Below are 24,561 nucleotides of genomic sequence, written 5' to 3' on the forward strand. Positions count from 1 at the left end.
GATGTCCTATTTATTTCGGCAAATAAAAACTGGTATTAGTTTTACCAACACCAGAAAGTGTAGACCCAAAATTTGTCGTGTCTTATTTTGCTCGGATTTGAAATTCATCACATTTTTTATTTTGTTCTTCGGAGTAAAGGCAACATTGAGAATCAACTTCTAGAACCCTGTTATTCGTTTCCTAAGCTAAACAGAATAAGTTTAGGTCGAAAGTGCTGGGGCAGGCAGTCGTGGCAGTGACAACCATGTTGGCGGGCCGTTTTTTGCCCGCCTTACATGGTGGATCGATTCGAGATTTTGCCGGTTTTGCAAAAGCTCAAATCGAAGCTCGGAACTTTTCCCGTTCTTGGAAAAGTGGAGAGCGGTCCCACAGCCACAGACCTGCCTGCCCCAGCACTTTCGACCGCAGGTAGATCTAATCCTTTTTAATTTCCACCTTAGGAATAACGATCCCACGATAAAGCCAAGTCGTCAGTACATAATAAACGCCATACAACACAATGAAAATCGCAAACGGCAACCAAATACCACGATAAGGATCGAGCATCAATAACTTAAACAGCTGCAATCCAAACAAAACATGAATCACGCCGAGAACTCCAGGTAGCGCGTAGAGCACGCCGATTTCCATCGAGACGGAACGCTTCAAACTTTTCGCGCGCGCACCCATTTTGTTCAACATGTCATAACGGCGAATATCGCTATATGCGCCCGACAAAATCTTGAACATCAAGCAACTTGCCAACATCGCCAAGAAGGAAATGCCGAGGAAGAAGCCCATGAAAACCATGCCAGAATAGAGTGCGTTCATATTCATATAATAACTATATTTACTATTTCTCAAAATCTCTTCGAATTTCGGTGCGGCTTTTATTTGATCAGTTTGGATCGCGCCAATTTGCTTAGCCGCTGCTTGAAAATCTTCAACGCGGATCAGCGTAATTTTCTGAGTCGTCCCTGTTAAGGTACTAAACTTATTCGCCGGAACGAGTTGCATGGCATCTTCACGAGCACTCATTCCTAAATTGAGCCCCAGGGTCCCTTTTAGGCCGTATAAGGCGTCTGAATCTTTCTTCGTGTACTCACTTGCAGAATCGCGTTTGATCGTCGGTAGGATGCGTACAGTGCCATTAGAGCCATAATGAACTCGATACAATGGATTCCGCTGTAATTGGGCCAAATTATAATAAGTGGTCTCACCCACAATTTTATAGTCATAACTTGTTTTAGATTTAATGTCTAGTTTTGCCACTTGGCGCTCAATTTTGTCATTGGTGGTGTACAGCGTTAAATCGTAAGCGCCACTCAATTTAGACATCGTGCTCAGATCATTCTTGAATCCTAAGCCGACAGTGATCGCGCCCAGTGCCAACGCGAACAAAATTGAAATCATCGCCAACATACGCGTATAATCGCGTAAACGGAAGCTTAATTGCGACAAGGTAAAATTATTCAACCCTTTCAACGCAAACTTCGGGCGCCGTTTCAATAAGTGGATCACCCAAATAAAAGTCGCGTTAAACGTGAAATAACTACCTAAAACGATCGTCACTAACGCAATCGGAATCGCCAGCAAGTTGAGTTTCATCAGACTAGCCATGGCCCAATAGCCGATGCCCAGCAACACGACCCCCAGAATCGCTTCAAAAATCAAAACGACCGGTTTCGCCGCGACGCGATTGGGTTGTGATGCATGATGTAACAGCTTCAAAACCGGCGTCTTTACAAATTTGCGACTGTTCCAGAAGGCCGCGAAGACGAACATCACGCCGAAGAAAACAAGCGTGATCAAAATTGCCGGCAGATAAAAGGCATTGAAATTCTGCAAGGTCAATCCCAATTGTGCCGTTAATAATTGAGCCACGACTTGAGATAGCCCCACACCAATAGCCGAACCGACCAATGTGGCAATCATCCCCACGGAAAAGGTTTCGATGAAGACCAGTCGTGCAATTTTGCCAGTCTTGGCGCCCAACATCATGAACATTCCGTAATCGCGCTGGCGCATGTTGAGCAAGAACGAATTGGCATATACCAGATAAACTAAAGTAATGATGGCTAATAAAATCGCCCCGAAAATGAAGACGATCATAGTGTTGCCCGCCGAAACCATCGAATTTTTGCCAAGAAAATCGCGATTAGTTGCTAAAGACATAAACATGTAGAAAGTTGCCGCCGAAACGATCAAGCCGGAGAAAAGAACCAGATAATCCTTCATGCGGCTTTTGATGCCGTTAAATGCTAATTTCGATAACACTGATTCCCACCCCTATTCTGCAAACGTGCCTAAGTTGTCTAAGATTTCCTGATAAAAATCAGCACGCGAACGTCCATTACGTTTCAGCTCCTGGCCGATTTGCCCATCTTTGATAAACAAGATGCGCTGACAATAGCTGGCAGAAAACGGATCGTGGGTCACCAATAAAATCGAAACTTGGTCTTCTTGATTCAAAGAATCCATCGTTTCCAACAATTCTCGCGCACTATTTGAATCCAAAGCCCCGGTTGGCTCATCACCGAATAAAATCGCCGGCTGATGAACTAAGGCGCGCGCAGCCGCAACCCGCTGCTTCTGACCACCAGATAATTCGGTCGGATAGTGATCCAGAACAGATTCGATTGACAAACGTTTGGCAATCCGGTCGACTAACGGTTTGATCTTGCTTGGCGTAATGTTCTGCAGTGAAAGTGGCAAAGCAATATTTTCCGCTGCGGTCAGATTTTCCAGCAAATTGAAATCTTGAAAAATAAATCCGATCTCTTTGCCCCGAAAATCTGCCATCTGATTGCCTTTCAAGCTCGTCACATCTTGTTGATTGATCAAAACCTGACCGCTCGTGGGTTTATCCAGTGTGGATAAAATGTTTAATAAAGTGGTCTTACCAGAACCAGATGCCCCCATGATCCCAACAAATTCACCGTTCTCCACGGTAAATGACACCCCGTTCAAGGCAGTATATTGTTTCTCTTGTTTTTTACCATATGTCTTAACTAAATGATTGACGCTAACAACTTCGTTCGCCAAATTGATCCCTCCATCTCTTTATGACACAAGTATACCAAGCATCCGTCGAAAACTTGATGGATTTTCCTAACAATATTTTCGGCCAACTTACACGATTGTTAGGTCGATGACCAACTTGGGACCCTTGACAAAAGTGGCTGACTAAATTATGGGGGATTCTGGTGGTTCTATTTTGTGCGGTTCCGGCGGAATTTGTGGTGAGAACTGTGAAGTTGCTGTGGGGACGGCTCCAAGCTTTTGGAAATTCGCCAAAAGTTTTCCGCCTGAAATCTGAGCTCCTGAAAACCGCAGGAGCTCAGATTTCCCCTTTCTGTACTGGCGCCCATGGCTCTAACGATGTCATTATCCGTAACTCACGACGTTCGAACGGCTAAAGCAAACTCACAAAACCCGTTCATTAACAGAAATATCACTGCAAGTCCCAGTTCCCACCACAAATACCGCCTCGTCTATTCGAAAGAGTGACGTAAATCAGTTAGTTATAGTAACCCAGTTATCTAAATCCGACGCTAAACAAAATTAAGTTTAGGCAGCAGTTGCGGAAGAAAATAGTGGGATTGCAGTGACACTGGTGTTAGCGAACGATTTTTGTTCGGTTACAGCAGGGGGCGCATTTGAGACTTTTACGGTGGGTTTCCGGAAAAGGCTCAAATCGTGCTCGAAGACAATTCGGTTTTCAATTGGCTGAGAGCTATCCCCCACAGCAATCCCACTATTTTCTGGAGCAACTTCTGCCGCAGGTAGATTATTTCCCAAACGTTTCAAAAAGGGGCTCAAATTATTCCCAAAGGCAATTCGATCTTCAATTAGCTGAGAGCTATCCCCCACAGCAATCCCACTATTTTCTAGAGCAATTTCTGCCGCAGGTAGACATCATCCTACCATTGCAGCTTAAGCCTATTTAAATCCCGACTGGTTTAAATCTGTTCGGTAAGCCATGCGCCACACCTCAATTCTCCCCACTTTTTTATTCGCTTTTTCCCATCAATCATGTTATTCTTAAAGCAATCGAGTGCATTTCAACTCAAATTCACGTAGAAGGGACTGCCGACAATGCGTTTAAGATTAGTTTCGTTATTGCCATTACAATAAATGAATAGCAAATTTAAACGATTGGTGACAGATTCTTTTTGTATGCTTTGGTGTGCATAGAGTCGGCGCAGGTCGACTCTTTTTTGTTGCCTGAAATCTGCCCAATCAGATTGGAGAATTTATGTCAGAAATAATTGATTTACAACCAGAAAAAACTAAAGTCATTATCAGTGGGGTCAGTCATAAAACGGCCGACTTCGAATATACCATGAACGAGCTGGCCGAATTGGCGCGCGCGGACAACATGGAAGTCGTCGATCAAGTCGTCCAGAATATGGATAAGCCAGAAGGTGCCACTTATTTCGGTAAGGGTAAAGTTACCGAGATTGCCGAATTAGCCAATGGTCTCGATGTTAAATTTTTGGTGATCAACGACGAATTGTCGCCTTCACAAATTTCCAACTTGGAAAAACAAACCGGTCTGCGGATCATCGACCGGACCGAATTGATCCTGGAAATTTTTGCCGACCGTGCGCAAACTCGCGAAGCTAAATCACAGGTTGAAATTGCCAAGTTGCAATACTCACTTCCCCGCGTTCATCCCTCGGCTAATTCCTTGGATCAGCAGCGTGGTGGCGGTGGCTTGAATAACCGTGGTTCTGGTGAAACCCAGATGGAATTGGATAAGCGAGTCATCCGCAAACGGATTGCAGAGCTCAAGCAGAATTTACTCGCTCTCGAAAAAAGCGCGGCGACTCAGCGTGAGCGGCGCGAACAGAGTGGTCTCCCTAAGGTGGCGTTAGTTGGTTACACAAATGCCGGCAAATCGACGACAATGAACCAACTCCTAGCCACCTTCGATCAGCTAGATGCTGAGAAAAAACAAGTCTTCGAAAAAAACATGCTTTTTGCAACCTTGGACACCAGCGTGCGCACGATTCAATTACCCAACAAACAAAAATTCCTGTTGAGTGATACGGTCGGTTTTGTCAGTCACCTCCCTCATAACTTGGTTGCCTCGTTTAAGTCGACCTTGGCAGAAGCGGCCGATGCGGATTTACTGATCCAAGTGGTTGATTACGCAGATCCGCACTATCATGAAATGATGGCAACCACCAACCAGACGGTGCAAGACATTGGCGTCACGAATATTCCGATGATCGTCGCCTTCAACAAGGCCGATCTCCGCGAGAATACGAACTACCCAGAAATTCAAGGTAATGATTTGATTTACTCCGCGAAAGATCCCGCCTCAATTCAGAAGCTAGCAGAAATGATCACGAAGCACATCTTCGCCGATTATCATACCGTTGAATTATTGATTCCATTCAGTGAAGCGCGCGTCTTAGCCGAACTCGAAGCACACACCAGCATTTTAGAAAAAGACTACACAGAGGTCGGAACGCGCGTGAAAGTCGTCCTCGATCCTGTCCGTTATAATAAATATCAAGGATTTCTTTTAAAGGACAATGTTTAGAACGTTTTAAATCTATTTTAGGCAAAAAAGCAGTTGTCCCATGAGTAAATAAATACTCACGGGGACAACTGCTTTTTTTGTAAAATCGTTTAATTAAGCCGTCTTGCCAAAGCTTTCGATAATTGCGAGAGCAGGAAACAAACGACGAAGTACAGAAAAGCCATGGCCACAAACATCGGAATCATATAATTCGTGTTCTGACCGTAGATGATCTGAGAATGATACATTAATTCTGGTAAGAGAATAATCGTGGCCAACGAAGAATCCTTAACCAGCGAAACGAACTGGCTCACGATTGGTGGCACCATATTGCGAAAGGCCTGCGGTAAAATAATGTACCACATCGCCTGCAAATAAGTGAGCCCATTACTGCGAGCGGCTTCCATTTGTCCGCCGCTGATCGATTGGATCCCGCCCCGAATAATTTCCGCCAGCATCGCCGATTCGAAAACCGTTAAGGCGACGATTGCGGCCGTTACCGTATTCAAGCGAATCCCAAACGTACTCGGCAATCCGAAATACATGAAGAATATAATTAACAATAACGGTAAATTACGAATGATATCAATGATCAATCCAATGACCGCTGAAAGATATTTAATTTTCATATAACGGATCAGGCCAAGCACCGCGCCAATTATAAAACTTAGCACGACGGAAATGGCAGAAACATAAATCGTCACCCACATGCCTTCGAGCAGGAAGCGCAGGTTGATCCAACTATAAGCGTCAATAAAATTCTGCATTTAAACTTCCCCTTTCAGACTGTCGGTGTTTTCGACCAACGTTTCTCCAGATAGCGCATGAAATAACTTAATGGCATCGTCATCACTAAATATAATAAACCGACCGCTAAATAAGTATCCGTTGTTTTAAACGTGGTCGAAGCAATCAAGTTGCCTTGGTACATTAAATCGAACCCGGCCAAGAATGCGAGCACCGACGAATTTTTGACCAAGTTTACGAACTGATTTCCCAACGACGGCACGACGATCTTGATGGCTTGCGGCAAAACAATGTAGCGCATCGCCTGTAAATAAGCCATGCCGTTGCTACGGGCGGCTTCCATTTGTCCGACCGGCACACTCTCAATACCCGCGCGAACCGTCTCCGCAATAAACGCAGAGGTATAGATCGTTAAGCCAATTGTTCCGGCTTTAAATCCATCCAACCCTGGAAAAATGCGGGGCATCACAATATAGAAAAACATTGCAATGACCAACAATGGAATATTACGAAAAATTTCGACGTAAATTTTACCGATAACATTTAGTGACTTATTCGGACTGATCACGAACATCGCGAAAATAACACCCAAAATGAGACTGCCGACTAACGCCAACAAGCTAGAAGCAATTGTATATTTCATTCCCTCGATCAACTCAGACCAATGTCCAACTAGAATTGAGATCATTTCACCACGCTCCCATCAAAGCCAGAAATCTGACTAAACCATTTATCGACTAATTTTTGATACTCACCATTTTTTTCAATTTTCTTAAGTGCCTTGTTGATCGCCGTCAGAAATTTCTTCTGCCCCTTATTTACACCAATACCATAAGGCTCAGTCGTAAAGGATCCGCCGACCACGTGATAACTCGGATCGTCAGAAGTTAAACCATACAAAATCCCATTATCCGTGGTCATGGCATCACCTTGCCCCGATTTCAAAGCGGCAAACGCCTGCGCGGCATCGGAAAGTTGCAAGACTTCAGACTTGGGCGCGTATTTCTTAATATTGAGGACTGAATTAGATCCTTGGATCCCGATCACTTTCGTCCCACTCGTCAAATCTTTAACACTTTTGATTTTACTGCCTTTTTTAACCATAATTGCTTGGCCCGCGTTGAAATAAACGTCAGAAAAATCAATTTCTTTTTTTCGATCGGCCGTGATACTCATCGTGGCGATCAGCGCGTCCACATTGCCATTCTTCAAGAGTGGCAATCTCGTATTACTATTCACCGGCACAAAATTAACTTTGACATTTTTACCGAATATTTCTTTCGAAACAGCCTTGGCAATGTCGACTTCGAAACCCCTGATCTCACCAGTTTCAATATCGGTCAAACCAAATAGACGCATATCACCCTTGACACCCCAGGTAATTTCGTTCGTTTCTCGCTCTGTTTGCATGACGTCTTTTTCACCGACATGCTGCCCACAAGCCGTTAGCATCAGAGTCAGAATGAATAGTGGCAACAGACACCATAATCTGAGCTGTTTTAATCTCATATGTTGCATCGTTCGTCCTCCCGCTAATCGACATGAATAATTTTACCAAGAAATTCTTGCGCACGCGGATCTTTAGGCGCTTCGAAAAATGCACGTGGGTCATTACTATCCTCACGAATTTCGCCATCGGCCATGAATACGAGCCGATTACCAACTTCTTTAGCAAAGCCCATTTCGTGCGTGACGACGATCATGGTCATCCCTTGGTCTGCGACTTTCTTCATAACTTCCAAAACATCACCGATCACTTCAGGATCTAACGCAGAAGTCGGTTCGTCAAATAAAATCGCCTTAGGATGCATAGCCAGCGCGCGCGCAATCGCAATACGTTGCTTCTGCCCACCAGATAACATGCTCGGCAACTTCTGGGCTTGATCGAGTAATCCAACCAAACTCAACAACCTCTCGGCATCTTCAGCAGCCTTAACGTGTGACATTTTTAAAACTTTTTCAGGCCCTAAGGTAATATTTTGTAAAATAGTTTTGTTGGCATACAAATTAAAATGTTGGAAAACCATCCCGACATTTTTGCGAATACGATTCATATCCGTTTTTGGATCCGCTAAATCATGATTATCAACTAATAACTGCCCAGAACTAATTAATTCAAGCCCATTGATCGTCCGCAGCAACGTACTTTTACCAGATCCAGAAGGTCCAATGATCGTTACCACCTCGCCACGTTCGATGGTTAGGTTGATATTTTTCAGCGCCTTAAATTTACCGTAATACTTATTAACGTCATGAAATTCAATCATTGACATTATAAGACCCCCCTTATTTTTTTGAATAGTTTTATTAAATATTTATGTTTTAATCTTACGTGAAAAGACAGGATAGCGCAAGAATTATATTCTGTATCAGTCATTTATAAATCTGATATTTTGACAAGCTCTGCTAAAAATACTCTGGAAGAAGTTGCATCTTACTGTGGAGACCGTTTTTAAAACCTTACCCTAACTTATGAAGGCTTTGTTTACGAGTGGTAAGAGTTTGTTTGGTTCCGTCATAACGCTCCAGAAAATAGTTGCGCCTCGCTGTGGGGATGACTTCAAGCCTTTTGAAGCCCACAAAAGGCTTGAAGATCACCCTTGTTCTAGCGGGACTTGGGTTTAAGTGGTAACTGAATTATTGGTCAACTCATCTGAAACCATTTAAAAGCTTAATGGGTCCCGCAAGAACAATTTCACTGCGAGTCGCAACTTTTTCTTCCGCGTTCTGACTCATCTCGGCGGTTTTATAGAGTTGACTTCAACCAACGTCTAGTCCTGTGCGATTGGTTTGTACCGCAACTTCAATTTCTAGAGGACGAAAGGCAGACGTGATTACCGTTCAGACTTTTAAGCTGAACTATTCAAAGTAAAGGCAACAATGTTACTCAAGTTTGAGGAACCCTGTTATTCCATTCCTAGCCCAAACGAAAAAGGTTTAGGCAGAAGTTGCGGAAGAAAATAGTGGGATTACAGTGGTAATTTTGTTAATGAGCGGTTTTGGCGAATTTGCTTTAGCCGTTCGAACATCGTGAGTTACGGATAATGACATCGTTAGAGCCATGGGCGCCAGTACAGAAAGGGAAAATGTGAGATCCGGCGCTTTTCCGGATCTCACATTTTAGGCGGAAAACTTTTGGCGTACTTCCAAAAGCTTGGAGCCGTCCCCACAGCGACCTCCCACTATTTTCTGGAGCAACTTCTGCCGAAGGTAGATCAATATTTTCACACGTATGCAAAAGTCTATTCCACCAACTTTATCACCGAACTAACCCACAAGCAAACGATAACCGTTGAGAATCAGCGTAAAAAAATAGGATGCAATAAGCCGCATCCCATTCATTATTAACTTTATTTAACGTTATCCTTAACCAACTTGATATTATCGTCGTTAGACAAGGAAACATTCAAGGCAGCATCCGTCAACTTAGCCATGTCCTCGGTACTAAGACGCTTCATCAATGAACGAACCTTCAAAATTGAAGTTGCACTCATTGAGAATTCATCCAAGCCTAACCCAACTAAGATAGGGACCATGATTGGGTCACCAGCAGCTTCTCCACACATGCCAGCCCATTTACCCTCTTTGTGTGCAGAATCAATGATGTGCTTGATTAAGCGCAAAATAGAAGGGTTATATGGTTGATACAAGTAAGAAACATGCTCGTTACCACGATCAGCAGCCATCGTGTATTGAATTAGATCATTAGTACCAATACTAAAGAAGTCAACTTCCTTAGCAAATTGGTCAGCCAAAACTGCAGCTGCAGGAATTTCGATCATAATTCCGACTTGGATCTCACCGACTTTAGTGTCCGCAGCAACTAATTTGGCTTTTTCTTCTTCAAGAATGCCTTTAGCCTGGCGGAACTCTTGTAACGTGGCGATCATTGGGAACATGATTCGTAAATTACCAAAAGCTGAAGCACGCAATAAAGCACGCAACTGAGTTCTAAAGATATCTTGACGATCCAAACTAATTCGGATGGCACGATAACCTAAGAACGGATTCATTTCTTCAGGAAGTGGTAAGTATGGTAGATGTTTATCCCCACCAATATCCATTGTCCGAACAACAACAGGCTTGCCTTTCATTCCTTCAAGAACAGCTTTATAAGCTTCGAATTGATCATCTTCTGTTGGTAGTTCAGGAGAATCCATATAAAGGAATTCAGTTCTGTACAAGCCAATAGCTTCCGCGCCATTATCGAGCACACCATCTAAATCTTTAGGTGTGCCAATATTAGCAGCCAATTCAAAATGAACACCATTTGCTGTTTCAGTTGAAGCATTCTTTAATTTTTGCCATTCAGCTTTTTGATCAGCATACTCTTTGGCTAAATTCCGATACTTCGTAACTTCTTCAGCGCTTGGTTTAACGACGATATCACCATTATTGCCATCAACAATAACTTCATCATCTGCTTGAATGTCAGTTGTCACACTGCCAGCACCAACAATTGCAGGGATTTCAAGCGTCCGTGCCATAATTGCTGAGTGAGCGGTCCGACCACCAATATCAGTGACAAAAGCTTTGACATACTTCTTATTCAACTGAGCTGTATCACTAGGCGTTAAATCATGAGCAACGATCACAACTTCTTCATGAATCAAAGCAGGATTAGGTAATTCTACACCCAATAAGTGAGCCATGATCCGCTTAGTTACATCGCGAACATCAGCTGCACGTTCTTGCATATATGGATTATCTGTCATTGCTTCAAACATGCCGATAAAAGTTGTTGATACTTCATCCAATGCAGATTCCGCATTAACTTTTTCATCAGTGACCTTTTGCTTAACCGCACCAGTGAATTCTGGATCCGACAAAATCATCATGTGCGCATCAAAAACTTGGGCTTCTTCTTCACCCAAGGATTGTGCCGCACTATCACGAATTTGTTGTAACTCAGCATTCGATTTGTCGATGGCGTTTTGTAAACGATCCGTTTCTTTTGCTACATCACTAATTGCAGACTTCGAAAATGACAAATCAGGTTGAACAAGGAGATAAGCTTTGGCGATTGCTACACCGTCACTAGCCGCAATCCCTTTCAATTTGTTAGTCATTATTCGACAAGTCCTTCTTTCTTCATTGTCTCTTCGATTGCAGCAATTGCATCTGTTGCATCTGTGCCATCAGCAGTAATTGTAACATCTGCGCCTTGGCCGACACCTAGGGACATAACACCCATGATTGACTTCAAGTTAACTGACTTGCCTTTGTATTCAAGGTTGATGTCTGAGTTGAACTTGCTTGCTGCCTGTACTAATAAAGTTGCTGGACGTGCATGAATACCAGTTTCAGCAACAACATGAAAATCGCGTTTTTCCATTATAAATGAACTCCTTTGTGATAAAAAATTTTAGGTTTGACCTCGTTAAAGACCAGACCAGGAAACAGTCCCTAAAAGGTGTCTGTTTACTTCAACTTAAATGCTAACATTTTTCGAGCAGAACTACAAGAATTTTTGTTAAATTTAAAACGTGTAATTTCGCTTGTTAGTTGGTGTTAAACGCTTTCAGTATATCGGTAAATTACGGTGCCATTTCGTTGCGCATTACCAACGATTTCTTTGCGCTGTGGTAAATCTTGCCAAACGCGATGAAATGCGTCGAAATCGGCTGCCGACACGGTTACTTCTGCAACCTTGCCCGCCATCAACTCATTTAATTTTTCTTGATAATCAACGGTCATATTCTTTGCCTTCCCCCAATTAATAGTTCAAAATAAAAGAGTGCTACAGAAGATATACGTAAACGTAACAAGCCGTCCTTTAGAAAAACTTAATAACTAGTTTGCCGTTTTGTATCTCATTCTAAGCGCTTGTTGAAGCGGAACCAATCCTTAACTTGTTTATTTAAACATGGTGCCCACTTAAAGTCCAGTAACTGAGCCTCTGATCTGTGAACGCCATCAATCGATTTGCTTTTAGCCAAAAATAAACATCGCAGGAATATTTTTATTCGTTTGTAAAAAAATTGCAGCAAACTGGTAAAACATTGGATTGCTTGGTCAAACGTTTGAGGTTCAGTTTTCGAGTCTTAGCACTTGCATGCTTCGAGTGCTAAAGCTATAATATCATCATAGGTCAGAAAAGGTCAAACTATTTCTGACCATTAATCACGAAAAATAATTATATTCAGAAAGGCGTGATTCAATGCTTTGTCAAAATTGTCAACAAAATGAAGCGACGATTCATCTATATACAACTGTAAATGGTCAACGTCGTGAAATCGATTTATGTCAAAACTGTTATCAAAAACTCAAAAATCAAGTAGCTCAAGGGAGTGAATCCTCAACTATGTCACAAGATCCATTTGGATTTTCTAATTTAGATGATATTTTTAAAGCCATGGGTGCTCAGGGTCAAAACGGCGCCGCTGAATTCCAGCAACCTACCGAACGTCAAAAGCCTCAACAAGGTCAAGGCGGTCGCGGTGGACGTCGCGGCAATGGCATCCTCGCTCAATTTGGTGTCAACCTCACCGATCAGGCGCGTCAAGGTAAGATCGACCCAGTCATCGGTCGCGATGAAGAAATTGCCCGCGTGATCGAAATTCTTAATCGGCGGACAAAGAATAATCCCGTTTTAATTGGTGAAGCTGGTGTTGGTAAGACGGCGGTCGTTGAAGGCCTCGCCCAAAAAATTGCCAACAGCGATGTTCCCGCCAAATTACAAAATAAAGAAGTTATTCGTTTAGATGTCGTTTCATTGGTACAAGGTACTGGTGTGCGTGGCCAATTCGAACAACGGATGCAACAATTAATTCAAGAATTACAAAAGAATCCAAATATTATTCTCTTCATCGATGAAATCCACGAAATCGTCGGCGCAGGTAATGCTGAAGGTGGTATGGATGCTGGTAACGTTTTGAAACCCGCACTTGCTCGTGGGGATCTGCAATTAGTCGGTGCCACAACATTGAATGAATACCGGACGATTGAAAAAGATTCTGCGTTAGCACGTAGATTGCAACCCGTAACCGTTGAAGAGCCAACCATCGACGAAACCGTCAAGATTTTACAAGGCTTACAACCTCGTTACGAAGATTATCACCATGTTAAATACACAGATGACGCCATCAAGGCTGCCGTTAATCTTTCGGCTCGTTATATTCAAGATCGCTTTTTACCTGACAAGGCAATCGACTTACTCGATGAATCAGGTTCGAAGAAGAATTTAACTTTGACCAATGTGGATCCAAAAGTGATCGACGACAAAATTAAATCGGCCGAATCTCAAAAGCAAGAAGCCTTACAGCAAGAAGATTATGAACGTGCCGCTTATTTCCGCGATCAAATCGAAAAACTCAACAAGATGAAGAATACGCAAGAAACTGCCGACGGTGATCATCCATTAGTCACTGAAAAAGATATGGAAAAAGTCGTCGAAGAAAAGACGCACATTCCCGTTGGTGAGTTACGTGCCCAAGAACAAGCGCAATTGAAGACATTGAGCGAAGACTTGAACCGCAAAGTCATCGGCCAAAAAGATGCCGTTAACATGGTTGCACGCGCAATTCGTCGTAACCGGATCGGTTTCAACAAATCCGGCCGTCCAATCGGTTCATTCCTTTTCACCGGCCCTACTGGTGTTGGTAAAACAGAATTGGCCAAGCAATTGGCACTCGAATTATTTGGCTCTGAAGATTCGATGATTCGTTTCGACATGAGTGAGTACATGGAGAAACATAGTGTGTCGAAGTTGATTGGTTCGCCTCCTGGCTATGTTGGTTACGAAGAAGCTGGTCAATTGACTGAAAAAGTTCGTCGTAACCCATACAGCTTAGTTTTACTCGACGAAATTGAAAAAGCTCATCCAGATGTCATGCACATGTTTCTACAGATCTTGGACGATGGCCGTTTGACCGATTCGCAAGGCCGAACCGTTTCATTCAAAGATACCATCATCATCATGACTTCTAACGCCGGCCAAAGTGATATCGAAGCAAACGTCGGTTTCGGTGCAGCTGCCAGTGGTAAAACTCACTCGGTTATCAACAAGCTCTCTGATTTCTTCAAGCCAGAATTTCTTAACCGATTCGATGACATCGTCGAATTTAATTCTTTGACGAAGGATAACTTGAATCAAATTGTCGACTTGATGATCACGGATACTAATAAAATGATTGCCGACAAAGGTTTGAGCATCCACGTCACTGAGCCCGTTAAGAACAAGCTCGTTGATCTTGGTTACAATCCAGCCATGGGTGCACGACCATTGCGTCGGGTCATTCAGGAACAGATCGAAGACCGCGTTGCTGATTTCTACCTCGATCATCCAACTGACAAACAATTGGAAGCACGGATCGATGGTGGCGAGATTAAAATCGTCGCTGCTAAATCAGATGCGCAACCAGCAACTGTTAAGCAAGATTCAACAGATACAGATAAATAATGATCCAATTATTGGGGCATCACCGCTTTGTTTCAGCGGTGATGCTTTTTTTGTATTTGCTTAAACTAATCTGGAACGCTCATTTGAAATGCCGTAGGATTTAGTTTGGTTCCGTCAGAACGCTCCAGAAAATAGTTGTGCCTCGCTGTGGGGATGACTTCAAGCCTTTTGAAAAGCGCAAAAGTCTTGAAGATCACCCTTGTTCTAGCGGGACTTGGGTTTAAGTGGTAACTGAATTCTTACTCAACTCATCTAAAGAACGTTTAATAAATAATTTGGTCCCGCAAGAACAATTTCACTGCGAGTCGCAACTTTTTCTTCCGCGTTCTGACTCATCCTGGCGGCTTTATAGTGGTGACTCTAGTTAACGTCTAGTCCTGTGCGACTAGTTTTAAGCGCAACTTTAATTTCTAGAAGACGAAAGGCGGACTCGGTTATCGTTCAGATTTTTTTGAAGAACTATTTAAAGTAAAGGCAACAGTGTTAATCAAGTTTGAGGAACCCTGTTATTCCAATCCTAGCCTAAACGAAATAGGTTTAGGCAGAAGTTGCGGAAGAAAATAGTGGGATTGCAGTGGTAATTTTGCTAATGAGCGGTTTTCGCGAATTTACAAAATGGGAAAATATGAGATCTTCCCGGTTTTGGAAGAGCTCATATTTTAGGCGGAAGAATTTCCGTACTTTGGAAATCCTGCAGCCGTCCCCACAGCAATTTCCCACTATTTTCTGGAGCAACTTCTGCCGAAGGTAGACAAGATTTTTAACATTCCAACCAGCTTTTCAAGTTTAAAAATAAATGTGACCGGTTTCAAGACTTCTCATTGTCAAAAACGAACATTTTATTTTATAATTAGACTACAACTAAATAATTATGGGAGTGATAAGATGCGACTTTTTGACGTCACCAACAACTTTAGCAAACTCGTTCAAAGCCAACTTTCAGGAACCGACGCTAACCTAGTCAAAGTTTATTCGTTAGGCAATATTATCGTCGTCTTTACCAAAGCCCCGGCACATGAAGAAATCCTGTTAAAAAGTGAACACCGCAATATTCGCAATGATGAAATCGAATTTGCCATCAAGGAACTAACCGCCGCAACATTGCAGCAAGCAGAAGTGATCCATGGTAAAAACATTGCCGAGATTTCGATCAAAGCTGGATAACGAGTTGATGCAATTTTTTGTTTTCTCAACTCAAAAAATACCCGATTCAGAACTGAAATTTCTAAACGAGATGTAAAATCTCATTTGGCAATTTGAGTTCGTGAATCGGGTATTTATTTTTAACTTAATTGAGCAAATTTACTAATTAGAGCTTTGCTGTCAATTCAACCTTCGGATATTTATCCTTGAACCAATTCTCCGCGAATCGATTTTCAAATAAGAAGAGTGGGTTTCCTTGCAAGTCTTTAACCAACAAGTTACGGCTCGACGACATCCGTTGATCCAATTGTTCAGGATCGATCCAGCGAGCCGTGCGCGCGCCGATCGGCTTCATAACAACTTCCGAATTATATTCGTGTAACATTCGGTATTGGAAAACTTCGAACTGCAATTGACCGACTGCACCGAGAATATAATCGTCGGTCGTATAAGTCTTGTACAATTGGACGGCACCCTCTTGGACCAATTGCTGCATACCTTTATGGAACGATTTTTGCTTCATGACGTTTTTGGCCATGACTTCAACGAATAATTCTGGTGTAAACTGTGGCAACTTTTCAAACTCGATCGTTTCTTTACCGGTGTAAATACTATCACCGATCTGAAAATTACCCGTGTCATACAAGCCAACAATATCCCCAGCAACCGCGGAATCAACTTGTTCACGCTGAGCTGACATAAATTCGGTGGCATTATTCAATCTTAATTCCTTGCCAGTTCGTGCTAATTTGACGGTCATATCCTTCTCGAACTGTCCAGAACAAATCCGAACGAACGCAATTCGATCGCGATGAGCCGGATTCATATTCGCCTGAATCTTAAATACAAAGCCAGAAAATTCTGGTGCTTCTGCACTCAACGTCGTTTCATTCAACAACTCATGGCTAGACGGTGCTGGTGCCATGCTCAAGAAACTCTTCAAGAAACTCTCAACGCCAAAATTCGTCAAAGCTGAGCCGAAATAAACCGGCGTCTGCTGACCAGCCGCAATTTTGTCAAGGTCGAATTTATTACCCGCCTCTGACAAAAGATCGATGTCATCAAGCGTCTGCTGATAAATCGTATCTTCTTTAAGCAGATCATCGCCATTGATCTCCCCTGTTTCTGGATCAAGGGCAATGAAACGTTCCGCTTCATTCTGCGGACGATAGGTTTCGATCCGATGGCTGTACATATCATAGAGGCCCCTGAGACCCTTGCCCATGCCCATCGGCCAATTCATCGCGACGCCTTCAATATTTAACAGCTCTTCTAGCTCGGCAATCAAATCCAGTGGCTCGCGGCCGTCACGATCTAATTTATTCATGAAGGTGAAAATAGGAATGCCACGTTGCTTAACGACTTTAAATAACTTCTTCGTTTGTGGCTCGATACCCTTGGCAGAATCGATCACCATGACGGCCGCATCCACTGCCATCAGGGTCCGATAAGTATCCTCGGAGAAATCCTCATGCCCTGGCGTATCCAAAATATTGACGCGCTTGCCGTCGAAATCAAACTGCATGACAGAACTGGTAACGGAAATACCACGTTTCTTTTCAATTTCCATCCAGTCAGACGTTGCAAAGTTTCCTGACTTCTTGGCTTTAACAGTTCCGGCTTGGCGAATGACGCCACCAAACAGCAACATTTGTTCGGTGATGGTTGTTTTACCCGCATCGGGGTGAGAAATAATCGCAAATGTGCGTCGTTTTGCAACTTCTTGTTTTAATTTATCTTTATCCAATTGAATCCCTCATAACTTTCTCTGTGCATTAATTGTTCGTTATCGCTGAACCCAACGAACAACCGCAATAAAAACGCGCCGACAACAAGTAAAAAGTCATCGTCGCGAATATTGCTCATACCTGTTTATAAAACCTAAATCCATTGCAAATTTAACTCACATGCGTCTATTCCTCATCTGTTTCATTATCTTCGCTTTCATCTGGATCCTTTGGTTCTGGAAGCGTCAAGGTGACGTTCTCCAAACGTGAGCTCTGCATCATACCCGTTGTCAAAGTCATACCATTCTCTAAAACAACATTCAGATGTTGACCATTAGTTGGGATCGTGCCTAATTCCGTAATCACAAATCCAGCAATGGTATCGACGTCATCATTTTCCAATTCGGTATCAAATTGATCATTGAAATCTGATAGTGGCATCTTACCTGCGATCACATATTTGCGGTCGCTGATTTTCGAATAAAGTGTTTCCGTCGAATCTGATTCATCATCGATTTCGCCGACGATCTCCTCGAGTAAATCTTCGATTGTTGCTAAACCGACCACGCCACCATATTCATCCAATAAAACAGCCATCTGTTGATGAGTTCGTTGCATTTCTAGCAACAATTCATCGATCGTGATCGTTTCAGGGACAAACATTGGTTTAGACATGACATCTGCTAACTTCAATTTTTCAAAGCCATTGTCACGCGCTGTTTTCAAAATATTCTTGATATGCAGCATGCCGACAATGATATCCTTGTCTTCTTTGTAGACTGGGATTCGCGAATACGGTTGGTTCAAGATCAAGTCGATGTTTTCAGTATCTGGATCATTAATATCGATCATAAATGCGTCGGTTCTTGGCACCATGACTTCTCGTGCCATTTTGTCATTGAAATTAATAATGCCTTCCAACATGCTGTATTCATCTGGATCGATGACACCAGTTTTGCGGGATTTTTCAATCACACCTAGCATCTCATCACGCGTCATCTGACTATCGTTCGTGGTCAGATCAACGGGCGTGATTTTCACTAATAAATTAGTTGATGTGGATAATAACCAAACGAATGGACGTAGAAAAGCTCGAACTGCCTTGACCGGACCAATACTTGCTTTAGCGAGTTGCTCGGCTTTGGCCAGCGCAATCTGTTTCGGATAAAGCTCACCAAAAACAAGTGAGATGTACGACAAAACAACCGTAATGAGAATAACGGAAGCCTGCTCGGCCCAACTAACATCGCCAAACAACGGCGCTAATAAACCAGCCATCGAAGTTGCCGCACTAGCAGATGATAGGAATCCAGCAAAGGTGATGGCGACTTGAATCGTCGCCAAGAACCCACTTGAATCATTCATCACGCCTAATAAGGCCTTAGCTTTCTTGTCGCCATTCTCTGCTTCTGTTTCTATTTTAGTCCGGTTCACTGAGACGATCGCCATTTCCGCCGCTGCAAAAAAAGCATTGATCAGCGTTAAAACGACGATCAAAATTATCTGTCCACCCAACGAACTACTGGCCGGGTCACCACTCATCGATCAACCAACTCACTTTCAAATTATGTTTACTAATGACTAATTATACCAAGCACAAATGACGCTTTCAATACGGAAGTGCTGAATGTGATAAAAATAAATATTTTCCATACACTTTATTTTTTATCGTCGCCTGAATTTGGGTCGATAAAACCGTCTGGATCAACGATTTCAGCTTCTGAACGCGCTCGTTTACGCAAATTATAAAACGAAACAATATATTTAATAATCGTCTTGGCGACCGCATATCCAGGAACTGCCAGCACAATTCCGACGAAACCGAACATATTTCCAGCAACTAATAACAAAACGATGATCGTCAACGGATGAATCTGTAAGGTTTTGCCGATCACATTGGGATATAACAAATTACTATCGACCTGCTGAACGATGATCACCACGATGGCCACCGCCACAGCTTTAGGTACCGAAACCGTCAAGGCAACGACCAACGCCGGCAAAACGCCTAACCATGGTCCTAAATATGGCACGATGTTCAAAATTCCTGCAAATACACCTAACAATAACGCGTAAGGCATTTGAATAATCAAATAACCGATAAAAGTCAGTGTTCCCACAAATAACATGTCTAAAAATTGCCCTGAAAAATAAGTCGAAATCGTCTGGTTCATTTGACGGAGCAATTCAGCGATTTCTTCACGATATCTGTCGGGGAAGAAACGTTGTACATTCGGAATTAATTTGTTACCATCCTTCAGGAAATAAAATAAAATCACTGGCACTGTAAAAGCACTGATAGCGATCCCACCGATCGAACTGACCACTGAGCCGAAATCCGCCACATTATTGCTAAAGTATTTCGAAACATTTGTTAGGATCGTTTTCGGCTCGATATTCAGTTGCTTCACGACTTCATCGAGATGATATTTGTCCGCCCAGTCACTGGCAAGAAAATCTTGAATGCCCTTTTGTAGGTCAGTGGCAAATTGAGGAAAGTTGCTGACAATATTGGTGATCTGCGTCGTCAAGCTGGGAATCAGCGCACTCATGGCCACAATGATCACGCCAAACAATAGCAGAAAAGCAATCAAAATACCCCAACTGCGTTTGACTTTTATTTTTTCTAAAAAGTTGATCAAGGGATTCATCAGATAAAATAAAAAGCCCGCAAATAAAAACGGCCCGAATAAAGTTGCCGCAAACGTTTGAACGGGACCGAGGACAAAAGAAATTTTGCTTAGGACCCAAATCAAGGTTACAATGACTAATAATTGAATGCTCCAAAAAAATAGTTTCGATTGTTTAAATTTATTGATCATCTTTTCTCCCCAAACACCTTTTGAGTTATAATTATATTGTAAATACGCTCAGAACAAATCAGTCAAAAGTAGGTTCTATTTAATGAATATTAAACACCAAATTGGAATCAATAGCCAGATATATCAAGATGCCTTACAAATTCGTCGAGAAGTTTTCGTCAGCGAACAAGCGGTTCCCGAAAGTTTAGAGATCGATCAGAATGATCCAATCGCGGATAATTATGTCGGTTACGTTGATGAACAGGCAGTCACGACAGCGCGAACTGTATCCGCACCCGAGAACGGCTGGCACATTCAACGCGTCGCAACTCGCTCTGAATATCGCCATCATCGTTATGGTTCAGAACTTTTACAAGCTATCATTGCAACCGCACGTGAACAAAAAATTGCCTATTTAGTTTTAGACGCCCAATTAGTTGCGATCCCTTTTTATAAACAATTGAATTTTGAATTAACCGCACGCGAGCAATTTCTCGACGCCGGAATTATGCATCGAGAAATGAAACTGAACTTGGCACACAAATAATCAAGTTGGATTTTTTTAAAGGAGTCATCAACATGGCAAATGCCAAACGATTTATTACTTATCTTTTCCTATTCATCATCCCCTATGGTCTGGCGATACTTCTGATCGGCACGGCTTATAACGCGTTGGTCATCCACTGGTCGAGTCGCTGGCGATTATTAGTTGGTGCGGTCGTCGGTATGATTTTCATGAATCTGCTTAAGATCATCATTCAGAAACCTTTGAAACTTTTAGCCTCACAAAATGAAAGTAGCGTCATGAGTCATCTGATGCATTTCTTCTTCGTCGATTCGAGCAAAATTTTATTGACGCTTAACCTGTTGCTGGATATGATTTTAGCGATCGTTGGTATTTATGCGAGCCGATTATTATTCACCCCACAATTTATTACCGGAACTGCGCTAGGTTGGCTGATCGTCAGTTTATTCGTCTCTGCAATGATCGGTGCCTACTTCGCATTTGATCAATTGAAGCTGGGAGAACCAGTTGACGAGAAATAGAACATTATCAAAATAATTGAACGTCAAAAAACTTCCGTGAAAATAAATTCACGGAAGTTTTTTGACTATATTTAACTAAAGTTGCTGTTTAACTTTATCAACCAGTAACCGATAGCCTTCATCGTTGATGTGTAATCCATCTCGATAATAGCGTTCAACTGCATTTCCATCGGTATCAAGCAGTTCAGGAAAGACGTTAATGAATTTGACATAATCATAAGGAATCACACGCTGATATTCTGAAAGGACCATCTGCAAGATCTCATTACTGCGAAGACCATCGCCTTTTGCTCGATAGCCGTGAATCTTCTCTACGCACGGAATACAGCTGACAAGATTAATTTGACATTCAGGCAAGTTATAGTGAATGATTTCAACAATTTCCTTAACATTGAGTGCTATATCACGCGGACTAGCCATGACGGTGTTACCAAGATCATTTGTTCCCACCATCAAGAAAACAGTCTTGGGCGCATATTTGATGACGCCCTCGTCAACAAAATGTAACAACATATGTGATGAAATACCAACCACACCTGAGTTATAAGCATTTTTATATTCGGGGAAAAATTTCCCGAGATTTAAATATTGCGTCAGAGAATCACCGAAAAAAACGACACCACCTGGAACTGAATTTCGATTATTGGCAATCACTTCAGCGATTCGTTCAACAATATAATCCCGTAATTGATATTGGTTTGAATCATAAATCATATTTTCACGCATTACTATTCCTCACTAGATTACGTTTTACAGGTTCACTAAATCAAAAGATAGTTAATTAAGCGTTAACGGCTGCTTCGTCTGCATCCGATTTTGCTTGTGCTTTCAATACATTGTCATTAATCTTAACAAATGGCATGTAAATCAAGACGCCTAGTACAAAAACAACAAGTTGGACGACAACTGCTCGCCAATCACCGGCGGTTGCTAAAAATGCACTTAGCCCGATTGGAGTAGTCCATGGCACCATTACAACACAGGGACTCATCCAACCAATAGCGGTTGCTACATAGCTAATAAAAATACCAAGTGCTGGCACAAGAATAAATGGCACTGCCATTGAAAGGTTATATACAATTGGGTAGCCAAAGATAACTGGTTCATTAATGTTGAAAATACCAGGCGCAATTGCCAGCTTGCCAACACTACGCGTTACTGAGTTACGTCCAACCAAGAAAGTCGCCAGTAACAAGCAAAGTGTTGACCCGGAACCACCAATCAAGCCAAATGATGCAACCTGTGAAACGTTAATAATGTTAGGAATCGCTTGTCCGTTATTGTATGCCGCGATATTTTGAGTAATGTTGATGATCAACAAAGGCTCCAGAATTGAACTGTAGATAACTGACTGATGAATCCCGAATAACCACAACATATTGCCAAGTGAATAAAGAATGATGGCACCCCATAAACCAGTACCAATATGACGTAGTGGTTCTTGAATTGCAGTTGTGATCAAGTTGATCAAATTCATACCTGCAATATTATTAAGTAATGCAGAGGCAACTGCGAAGACTGAAACCACAATAATAATTGGAATCAAGACATTAAAGGATTTTCCAACTGCAGGTGGGACATTTTCACCGAGATTAACCTGCAACCGTTTATATGATGAAACTCGAATAAACAATTCTGTTGCTAAAAGAGCAACGATAATACCCGCGAACATTGAACCAGTTCCAAGATTTGTAAAAGTTAGAACTGATGAGACGTCTACTGCTTTTTTAGCACCATCGGGAGTGACGGACACCGTGTTAGGCATCATCACGATCAATGATGAAACTGAAACTAAGACTGCTGCTAGCGGATTATCAAATCGACGATTCTGCGCCAGATGATAACCAATCATGGCTGCAATCAGTAGTCCTGAAATATTTAAGGTCGCATTAGTAATCAATGTTCCCCAATACTGTACACTAACTAAGGTTGCACCCTTAAAAATCCATGTAAAGACCGTATTATTAAGCAGTACCGCCAAGCCAGCCAAGATATATAGTGGCATGATCGTTGCAAATGCATCACGCAAGGTACGTAAATGAATTTGATTCCCAAGTTTTACAGCTATTTGTGTAAACTTTTCGCCAAATTTGGAATTTTCCATTTAAATCATCTCCATCTTTGTTATTTCTGAATAAAATTTTGGTCATGAAATCGATAATTGCAAGTTATTTGTTGCAAAATATTTTAAGCTTTCAACTGTTATCAATCTGATGCGAACGTAAATTGTGCGTAACAGCCATTAAATACGCATAACTCGTCACAATCAATACATAGCTATATTCTAAATCAGCAACCTTAAACCTCCCGAAAAATTAATTTGGCTTTTGAAAAACTGAATACAAAAGTTAATATACGCCTGTCCACAAGATAATCAATACTTTTCGTGTCAAAAGTATATACATTTAAAAACATTAAATTTAACGCTTTCAAAGATTATTAAATTCTAGTTGTGTTTAACGTCTAAATAAGTATATGTGTGATGTTGTGCATATGGATGGCGATTAATGGATATTTCAAAAGGGCGTCCGTCTTTAAGATAGACAATTTGTTTCACTTGCAGTATCGGATCGGTTGGATAAGATTTCAAATACTTTTGATCATAGCCATCTGCTTTTTCTGCTGATAATGAGCGTTGGGCGCCGCCGATTTCAAGCTTTCGATCGTGATGCAAGAATTGATAAAAAGATCCTAAAAAAATATCGGAATTTAAATCGGGAATGATTTTTAAAGGCAGGAAAGTATGTTCCAACCCATAAGGCTGACCGTTTACAATACGCAATCTGCGGATTTCATATACTGGATCATTCTTATCTAGTTCTAGCGCCTGTTGCACCTCTAGCGAAGGAAAATGAATCGCAAATTTAATCACCTGACTTGTTACTGGTCCGCCAAGCTCCTTACTCAATCCATCATATCCACCGATCGGTAGTGAATTCAGCTTATGAGCCATTCGCTTGCGAACAACAGTCCCGGCGCCTCGTTTGGAATAAACATAGCCATCCTTCCCTAGAATATCTAAAGATTTCTTGACAGTCATTCGACTGACACCTAGTTCTGTTGCCAAATCATTCTGATTAGGCAACATCTCCCCAGGTAAATAAATATCCTCCTTGATTCTTTGTTTAATTACTTCAATAATTTGTACATATTTCGGTTCCGACATGGTTCAATCCTCTGAT

The 24,561-nt window shown here is 42.0% G+C and carries 20 protein-coding genes; 5 read left to right on the top strand and 15 right to left on the bottom strand.

Annotation, left to right across the window (positions count from 1 at the left end):
- Window positions 1-415: 415 nt before the first annotated feature.
- The gene (locus EKM67_RS07070) at window positions 416-2,257 is read right to left on the bottom strand and encodes an FtsX-like permease family protein (RefSeq protein ID WP_125578334.1); all 1,842 of its coding nucleotides are present in this window, start codon (window positions 2,255-2,257) and stop codon (window positions 416-418) included.
- Window positions 2,258-2,269: 12 nt separating this feature from the next.
- Window positions 2,270-3,031: an ABC transporter ATP-binding protein gene (locus EKM67_RS07075; RefSeq protein WP_125578335.1), complete on the bottom strand. Its 762-nt coding sequence runs from the start codon at window positions 3,029-3,031 to the stop codon at window positions 2,270-2,272.
- 1,207 nt (window positions 3,032-4,238) lie between these two features.
- On the opposite strand from EKM67_RS07075, the gene hflX reads away from it, so the two are divergent.
- Complete coding sequence (gene hflX, locus EKM67_RS07080; protein ID WP_125578336.1) at window positions 4,239-5,534, top strand: GTPase HflX; 1,296 nt, start codon at window positions 4,239-4,241, stop codon at window positions 5,532-5,534.
- Between the two features lie 89 nt (window positions 5,535-5,623).
- On the opposite strand, the gene EKM67_RS07085 is transcribed toward hflX, so the two are convergent.
- The 7 genes from EKM67_RS07085 to EKM67_RS07115 all read right to left on the bottom strand — a co-directional run bounded on the left by EKM67_RS07085 (window position 5,624) and on the right by EKM67_RS07115 (window position 11,957).
- Window positions 5,624-6,280 (bottom strand): amino acid ABC transporter permease, encoded by a 657-nt coding sequence (locus EKM67_RS07085; protein WP_125578337.1) that lies wholly within the window; start codon window positions 6,278-6,280, stop codon window positions 5,624-5,626.
- A 14-nt stretch (window positions 6,281-6,294) separates the two neighbouring features.
- The gene (locus EKM67_RS07090; protein ID WP_125578338.1) at window positions 6,295-6,948 is read right to left on the bottom strand and encodes an amino acid ABC transporter permease; all 654 of its coding nucleotides are present in this window, start codon (window positions 6,946-6,948) and stop codon (window positions 6,295-6,297) included.
- On the bottom strand, window positions 6,945-7,769 hold the full coding sequence (locus EKM67_RS07095) for a transporter substrate-binding domain-containing protein (protein ID WP_125578362.1): 825 nt from the start codon (window positions 7,767-7,769) through the stop codon (window positions 6,945-6,947). The genes EKM67_RS07090 and EKM67_RS07095 overlap by 4 nt, the downstream gene beginning before the upstream one ends.
- Window positions 7,770-7,792: 23 nt before the next feature.
- The gene (locus tag EKM67_RS07100; RefSeq protein ID WP_125578339.1) at window positions 7,793-8,533 is read right to left on the bottom strand and encodes an amino acid ABC transporter ATP-binding protein; all 741 of its coding nucleotides are present in this window, start codon (window positions 8,531-8,533) and stop codon (window positions 7,793-7,795) included.
- A 1,077-nt stretch (window positions 8,534-9,610) separates the two neighbouring features.
- Window positions 9,611-11,329: a phosphoenolpyruvate--protein phosphotransferase gene (ptsP, locus tag EKM67_RS07105; RefSeq protein ID WP_125578340.1), complete on the bottom strand. Its 1,719-nt coding sequence runs from the start codon at window positions 11,327-11,329 to the stop codon at window positions 9,611-9,613.
- Window positions 11,329-11,595: a phosphocarrier protein HPr gene (locus EKM67_RS07110; RefSeq protein WP_125578341.1), complete on the bottom strand. Its 267-nt coding sequence runs from the start codon at window positions 11,593-11,595 to the stop codon at window positions 11,329-11,331. The genes ptsP and EKM67_RS07110 overlap by 1 nt, the downstream gene beginning before the upstream one ends.
- A gap of 176 nt (window positions 11,596-11,771) precedes the next feature.
- Entirely contained in the window at window positions 11,772-11,957 is a 186-nt protein-coding gene (locus EKM67_RS07115; RefSeq protein WP_125578342.1) for a hypothetical protein, read from the bottom strand.
- A 463-nt stretch (window positions 11,958-12,420) separates the two neighbouring features.
- Here EKM67_RS07115 and EKM67_RS07120 point away from each other — a divergent pair, with 463 nt between their 5' ends.
- Together EKM67_RS07120 and EKM67_RS07125 are read left to right on the top strand one after the other, a co-directional pair.
- Window positions 12,421-14,661: an ATP-dependent Clp protease ATP-binding subunit gene (locus tag EKM67_RS07120; RefSeq protein ID WP_125578343.1), complete on the top strand. Its 2,241-nt coding sequence runs from the start codon at window positions 12,421-12,423 to the stop codon at window positions 14,659-14,661.
- Window positions 14,662-15,546: 885 nt separating this feature from the next.
- Window positions 15,547-15,825: a DUF1827 family protein gene (locus EKM67_RS07125; protein ID WP_125578344.1), complete on the top strand. Its 279-nt coding sequence runs from the start codon at window positions 15,547-15,549 to the stop codon at window positions 15,823-15,825.
- Between the two features lie 145 nt (window positions 15,826-15,970).
- On the opposite strand, the gene EKM67_RS07130 is transcribed toward EKM67_RS07125, so the two are convergent.
- From EKM67_RS07130 to EKM67_RS07140, 3 genes are all read right to left on the bottom strand, one after another.
- Window positions 15,971-17,551 (bottom strand): peptide chain release factor 3, encoded by a 1,581-nt coding sequence (locus EKM67_RS07130; RefSeq protein ID WP_125578345.1) that lies wholly within the window; start codon window positions 17,549-17,551, stop codon window positions 15,971-15,973.
- A 166-nt stretch (window positions 17,552-17,717) separates the two neighbouring features.
- Window positions 17,718-19,073 carry a hemolysin family protein gene (locus EKM67_RS07135; RefSeq protein WP_125578346.1) on the bottom strand — a complete coding sequence of 452 codons (1,356 nt, stop codon included), beginning with the start codon at window positions 19,071-19,073 and terminating at the stop codon, window positions 17,718-17,720.
- A 116-nt stretch (window positions 19,074-19,189) separates the two neighbouring features.
- Entirely contained in the window at window positions 19,190-20,353 is a 1,164-nt protein-coding gene (locus EKM67_RS07140; RefSeq protein ID WP_125578347.1) for an AI-2E family transporter, read from the bottom strand.
- An 82-nt stretch (window positions 20,354-20,435) separates the two neighbouring features.
- On the opposite strand from EKM67_RS07140, the gene EKM67_RS07145 reads away from it, so the two are divergent.
- Window positions 20,436-20,879 (top strand): GNAT family N-acetyltransferase, encoded by a 444-nt coding sequence (locus tag EKM67_RS07145; RefSeq protein WP_125578348.1) that lies wholly within the window; start codon window positions 20,436-20,438, stop codon window positions 20,877-20,879.
- Between the two features lie 32 nt (window positions 20,880-20,911).
- Window positions 20,912-21,379 (top strand): hypothetical protein, encoded by a 468-nt coding sequence (locus tag EKM67_RS07150; protein ID WP_125578349.1) that lies wholly within the window; start codon window positions 20,912-20,914, stop codon window positions 21,377-21,379.
- Window positions 21,380-21,454: 75 nt separating this feature from the next.
- Here the strand turns inward: EKM67_RS07150 and EKM67_RS07155 are convergent, their stop codons facing one another.
- From EKM67_RS07155 to EKM67_RS07165, 3 genes are all read right to left on the bottom strand, one after another.
- Complete coding sequence (locus tag EKM67_RS07155; protein WP_125578350.1) at window positions 21,455-22,105, bottom strand: GDSL-type esterase/lipase family protein; 651 nt, start codon at window positions 22,103-22,105, stop codon at window positions 21,455-21,457.
- 55 nt (window positions 22,106-22,160) lie between these two features.
- Entirely contained in the window at window positions 22,161-23,483 is a 1,323-nt protein-coding gene (locus EKM67_RS07160; RefSeq protein WP_125578351.1) for a PTS sugar transporter subunit IIC, read from the bottom strand.
- A 342-nt stretch (window positions 23,484-23,825) separates the two neighbouring features.
- The gene (locus EKM67_RS07165; RefSeq protein ID WP_125578352.1) at window positions 23,826-24,545 is read right to left on the bottom strand and encodes a GntR family transcriptional regulator; all 720 of its coding nucleotides are present in this window, start codon (window positions 24,543-24,545) and stop codon (window positions 23,826-23,828) included.
- Window positions 24,546-24,561 lie beyond the last annotated feature (16 nt).

The sequence above is a fragment of the Lapidilactobacillus mulanensis genome (assembly GCF_003946215.1).
Lineage (GTDB): Bacteria > Bacillota > Bacilli > Lactobacillales > Lactobacillaceae > Lapidilactobacillus > Lapidilactobacillus mulanensis.

Excerpts from the sequence above, each read along its gene's own strand:
- hflX (WP_125578336.1), top strand. The coding sequence starts at position 4,239 with ATGTCAGAAATAATTGATTTACAACCAGAAAAAACTAAAGTCATTATC.
- EKM67_RS07085 (WP_125578337.1), bottom strand. The coding sequence starts at position 6,280 with ATGCAGAATTTTATTGACGCTTATAGTTGGATCAACCTGCGCTTCCTG.
- EKM67_RS07090 (WP_125578338.1), bottom strand. The coding sequence starts at position 6,948 with ATGATCTCAATTCTAGTTGGACATTGGTCTGAGTTGATCGAGGGAATG.
- EKM67_RS07095 (WP_125578362.1), bottom strand. The coding sequence starts at position 7,769 with ATGAGATTAAAACAGCTCAGATTATGGTGTCTGTTGCCACTATTCATT.
- EKM67_RS07100 (WP_125578339.1), bottom strand. The coding sequence starts at position 8,533 with ATGTCAATGATTGAATTTCATGACGTTAATAAGTATTACGGTAAATTT.
- ptsP (WP_125578340.1), bottom strand. The coding sequence starts at position 11,329 with ATGACTAACAAATTGAAAGGGATTGCGGCTAGTGACGGTGTAGCAATC.
- EKM67_RS07110 (WP_125578341.1), bottom strand. The coding sequence starts at position 11,595 with ATGGAAAAACGCGATTTTCATGTTGTTGCTGAAACTGGTATTCATGCA.
- EKM67_RS07115 (WP_125578342.1), bottom strand. The coding sequence starts at position 11,957 with ATGACCGTTGATTATCAAGAAAAATTAAATGAGTTGATGGCGGGCAAG.
- EKM67_RS07120 (WP_125578343.1), top strand. The coding sequence starts at position 12,421 with ATGCTTTGTCAAAATTGTCAACAAAATGAAGCGACGATTCATCTATAT.
- EKM67_RS07125 (WP_125578344.1), top strand. The coding sequence starts at position 15,547 with ATGCGACTTTTTGACGTCACCAACAACTTTAGCAAACTCGTTCAAAGC.
- EKM67_RS07135 (WP_125578346.1), bottom strand. The coding sequence starts at position 19,073 with ATGAGTGGTGACCCGGCCAGTAGTTCGTTGGGTGGACAGATAATTTTG.
- EKM67_RS07140 (WP_125578347.1), bottom strand. The coding sequence starts at position 20,353 with ATGATCAATAAATTTAAACAATCGAAACTATTTTTTTGGAGCATTCAA.
- EKM67_RS07145 (WP_125578348.1), top strand. The coding sequence starts at position 20,436 with ATGAATATTAAACACCAAATTGGAATCAATAGCCAGATATATCAAGAT.
- EKM67_RS07150 (WP_125578349.1), top strand. The coding sequence starts at position 20,912 with ATGGCAAATGCCAAACGATTTATTACTTATCTTTTCCTATTCATCATC.
- EKM67_RS07155 (WP_125578350.1), bottom strand. The coding sequence starts at position 22,105 with ATGCGTGAAAATATGATTTATGATTCAAACCAATATCAATTACGGGAT.
- EKM67_RS07160 (WP_125578351.1), bottom strand. The coding sequence starts at position 23,483 with ATGGAAAATTCCAAATTTGGCGAAAAGTTTACACAAATAGCTGTAAAA.
- EKM67_RS07165 (WP_125578352.1), bottom strand. The coding sequence starts at position 24,545 with ATGTCGGAACCGAAATATGTACAAATTATTGAAGTAATTAAACAAAGA.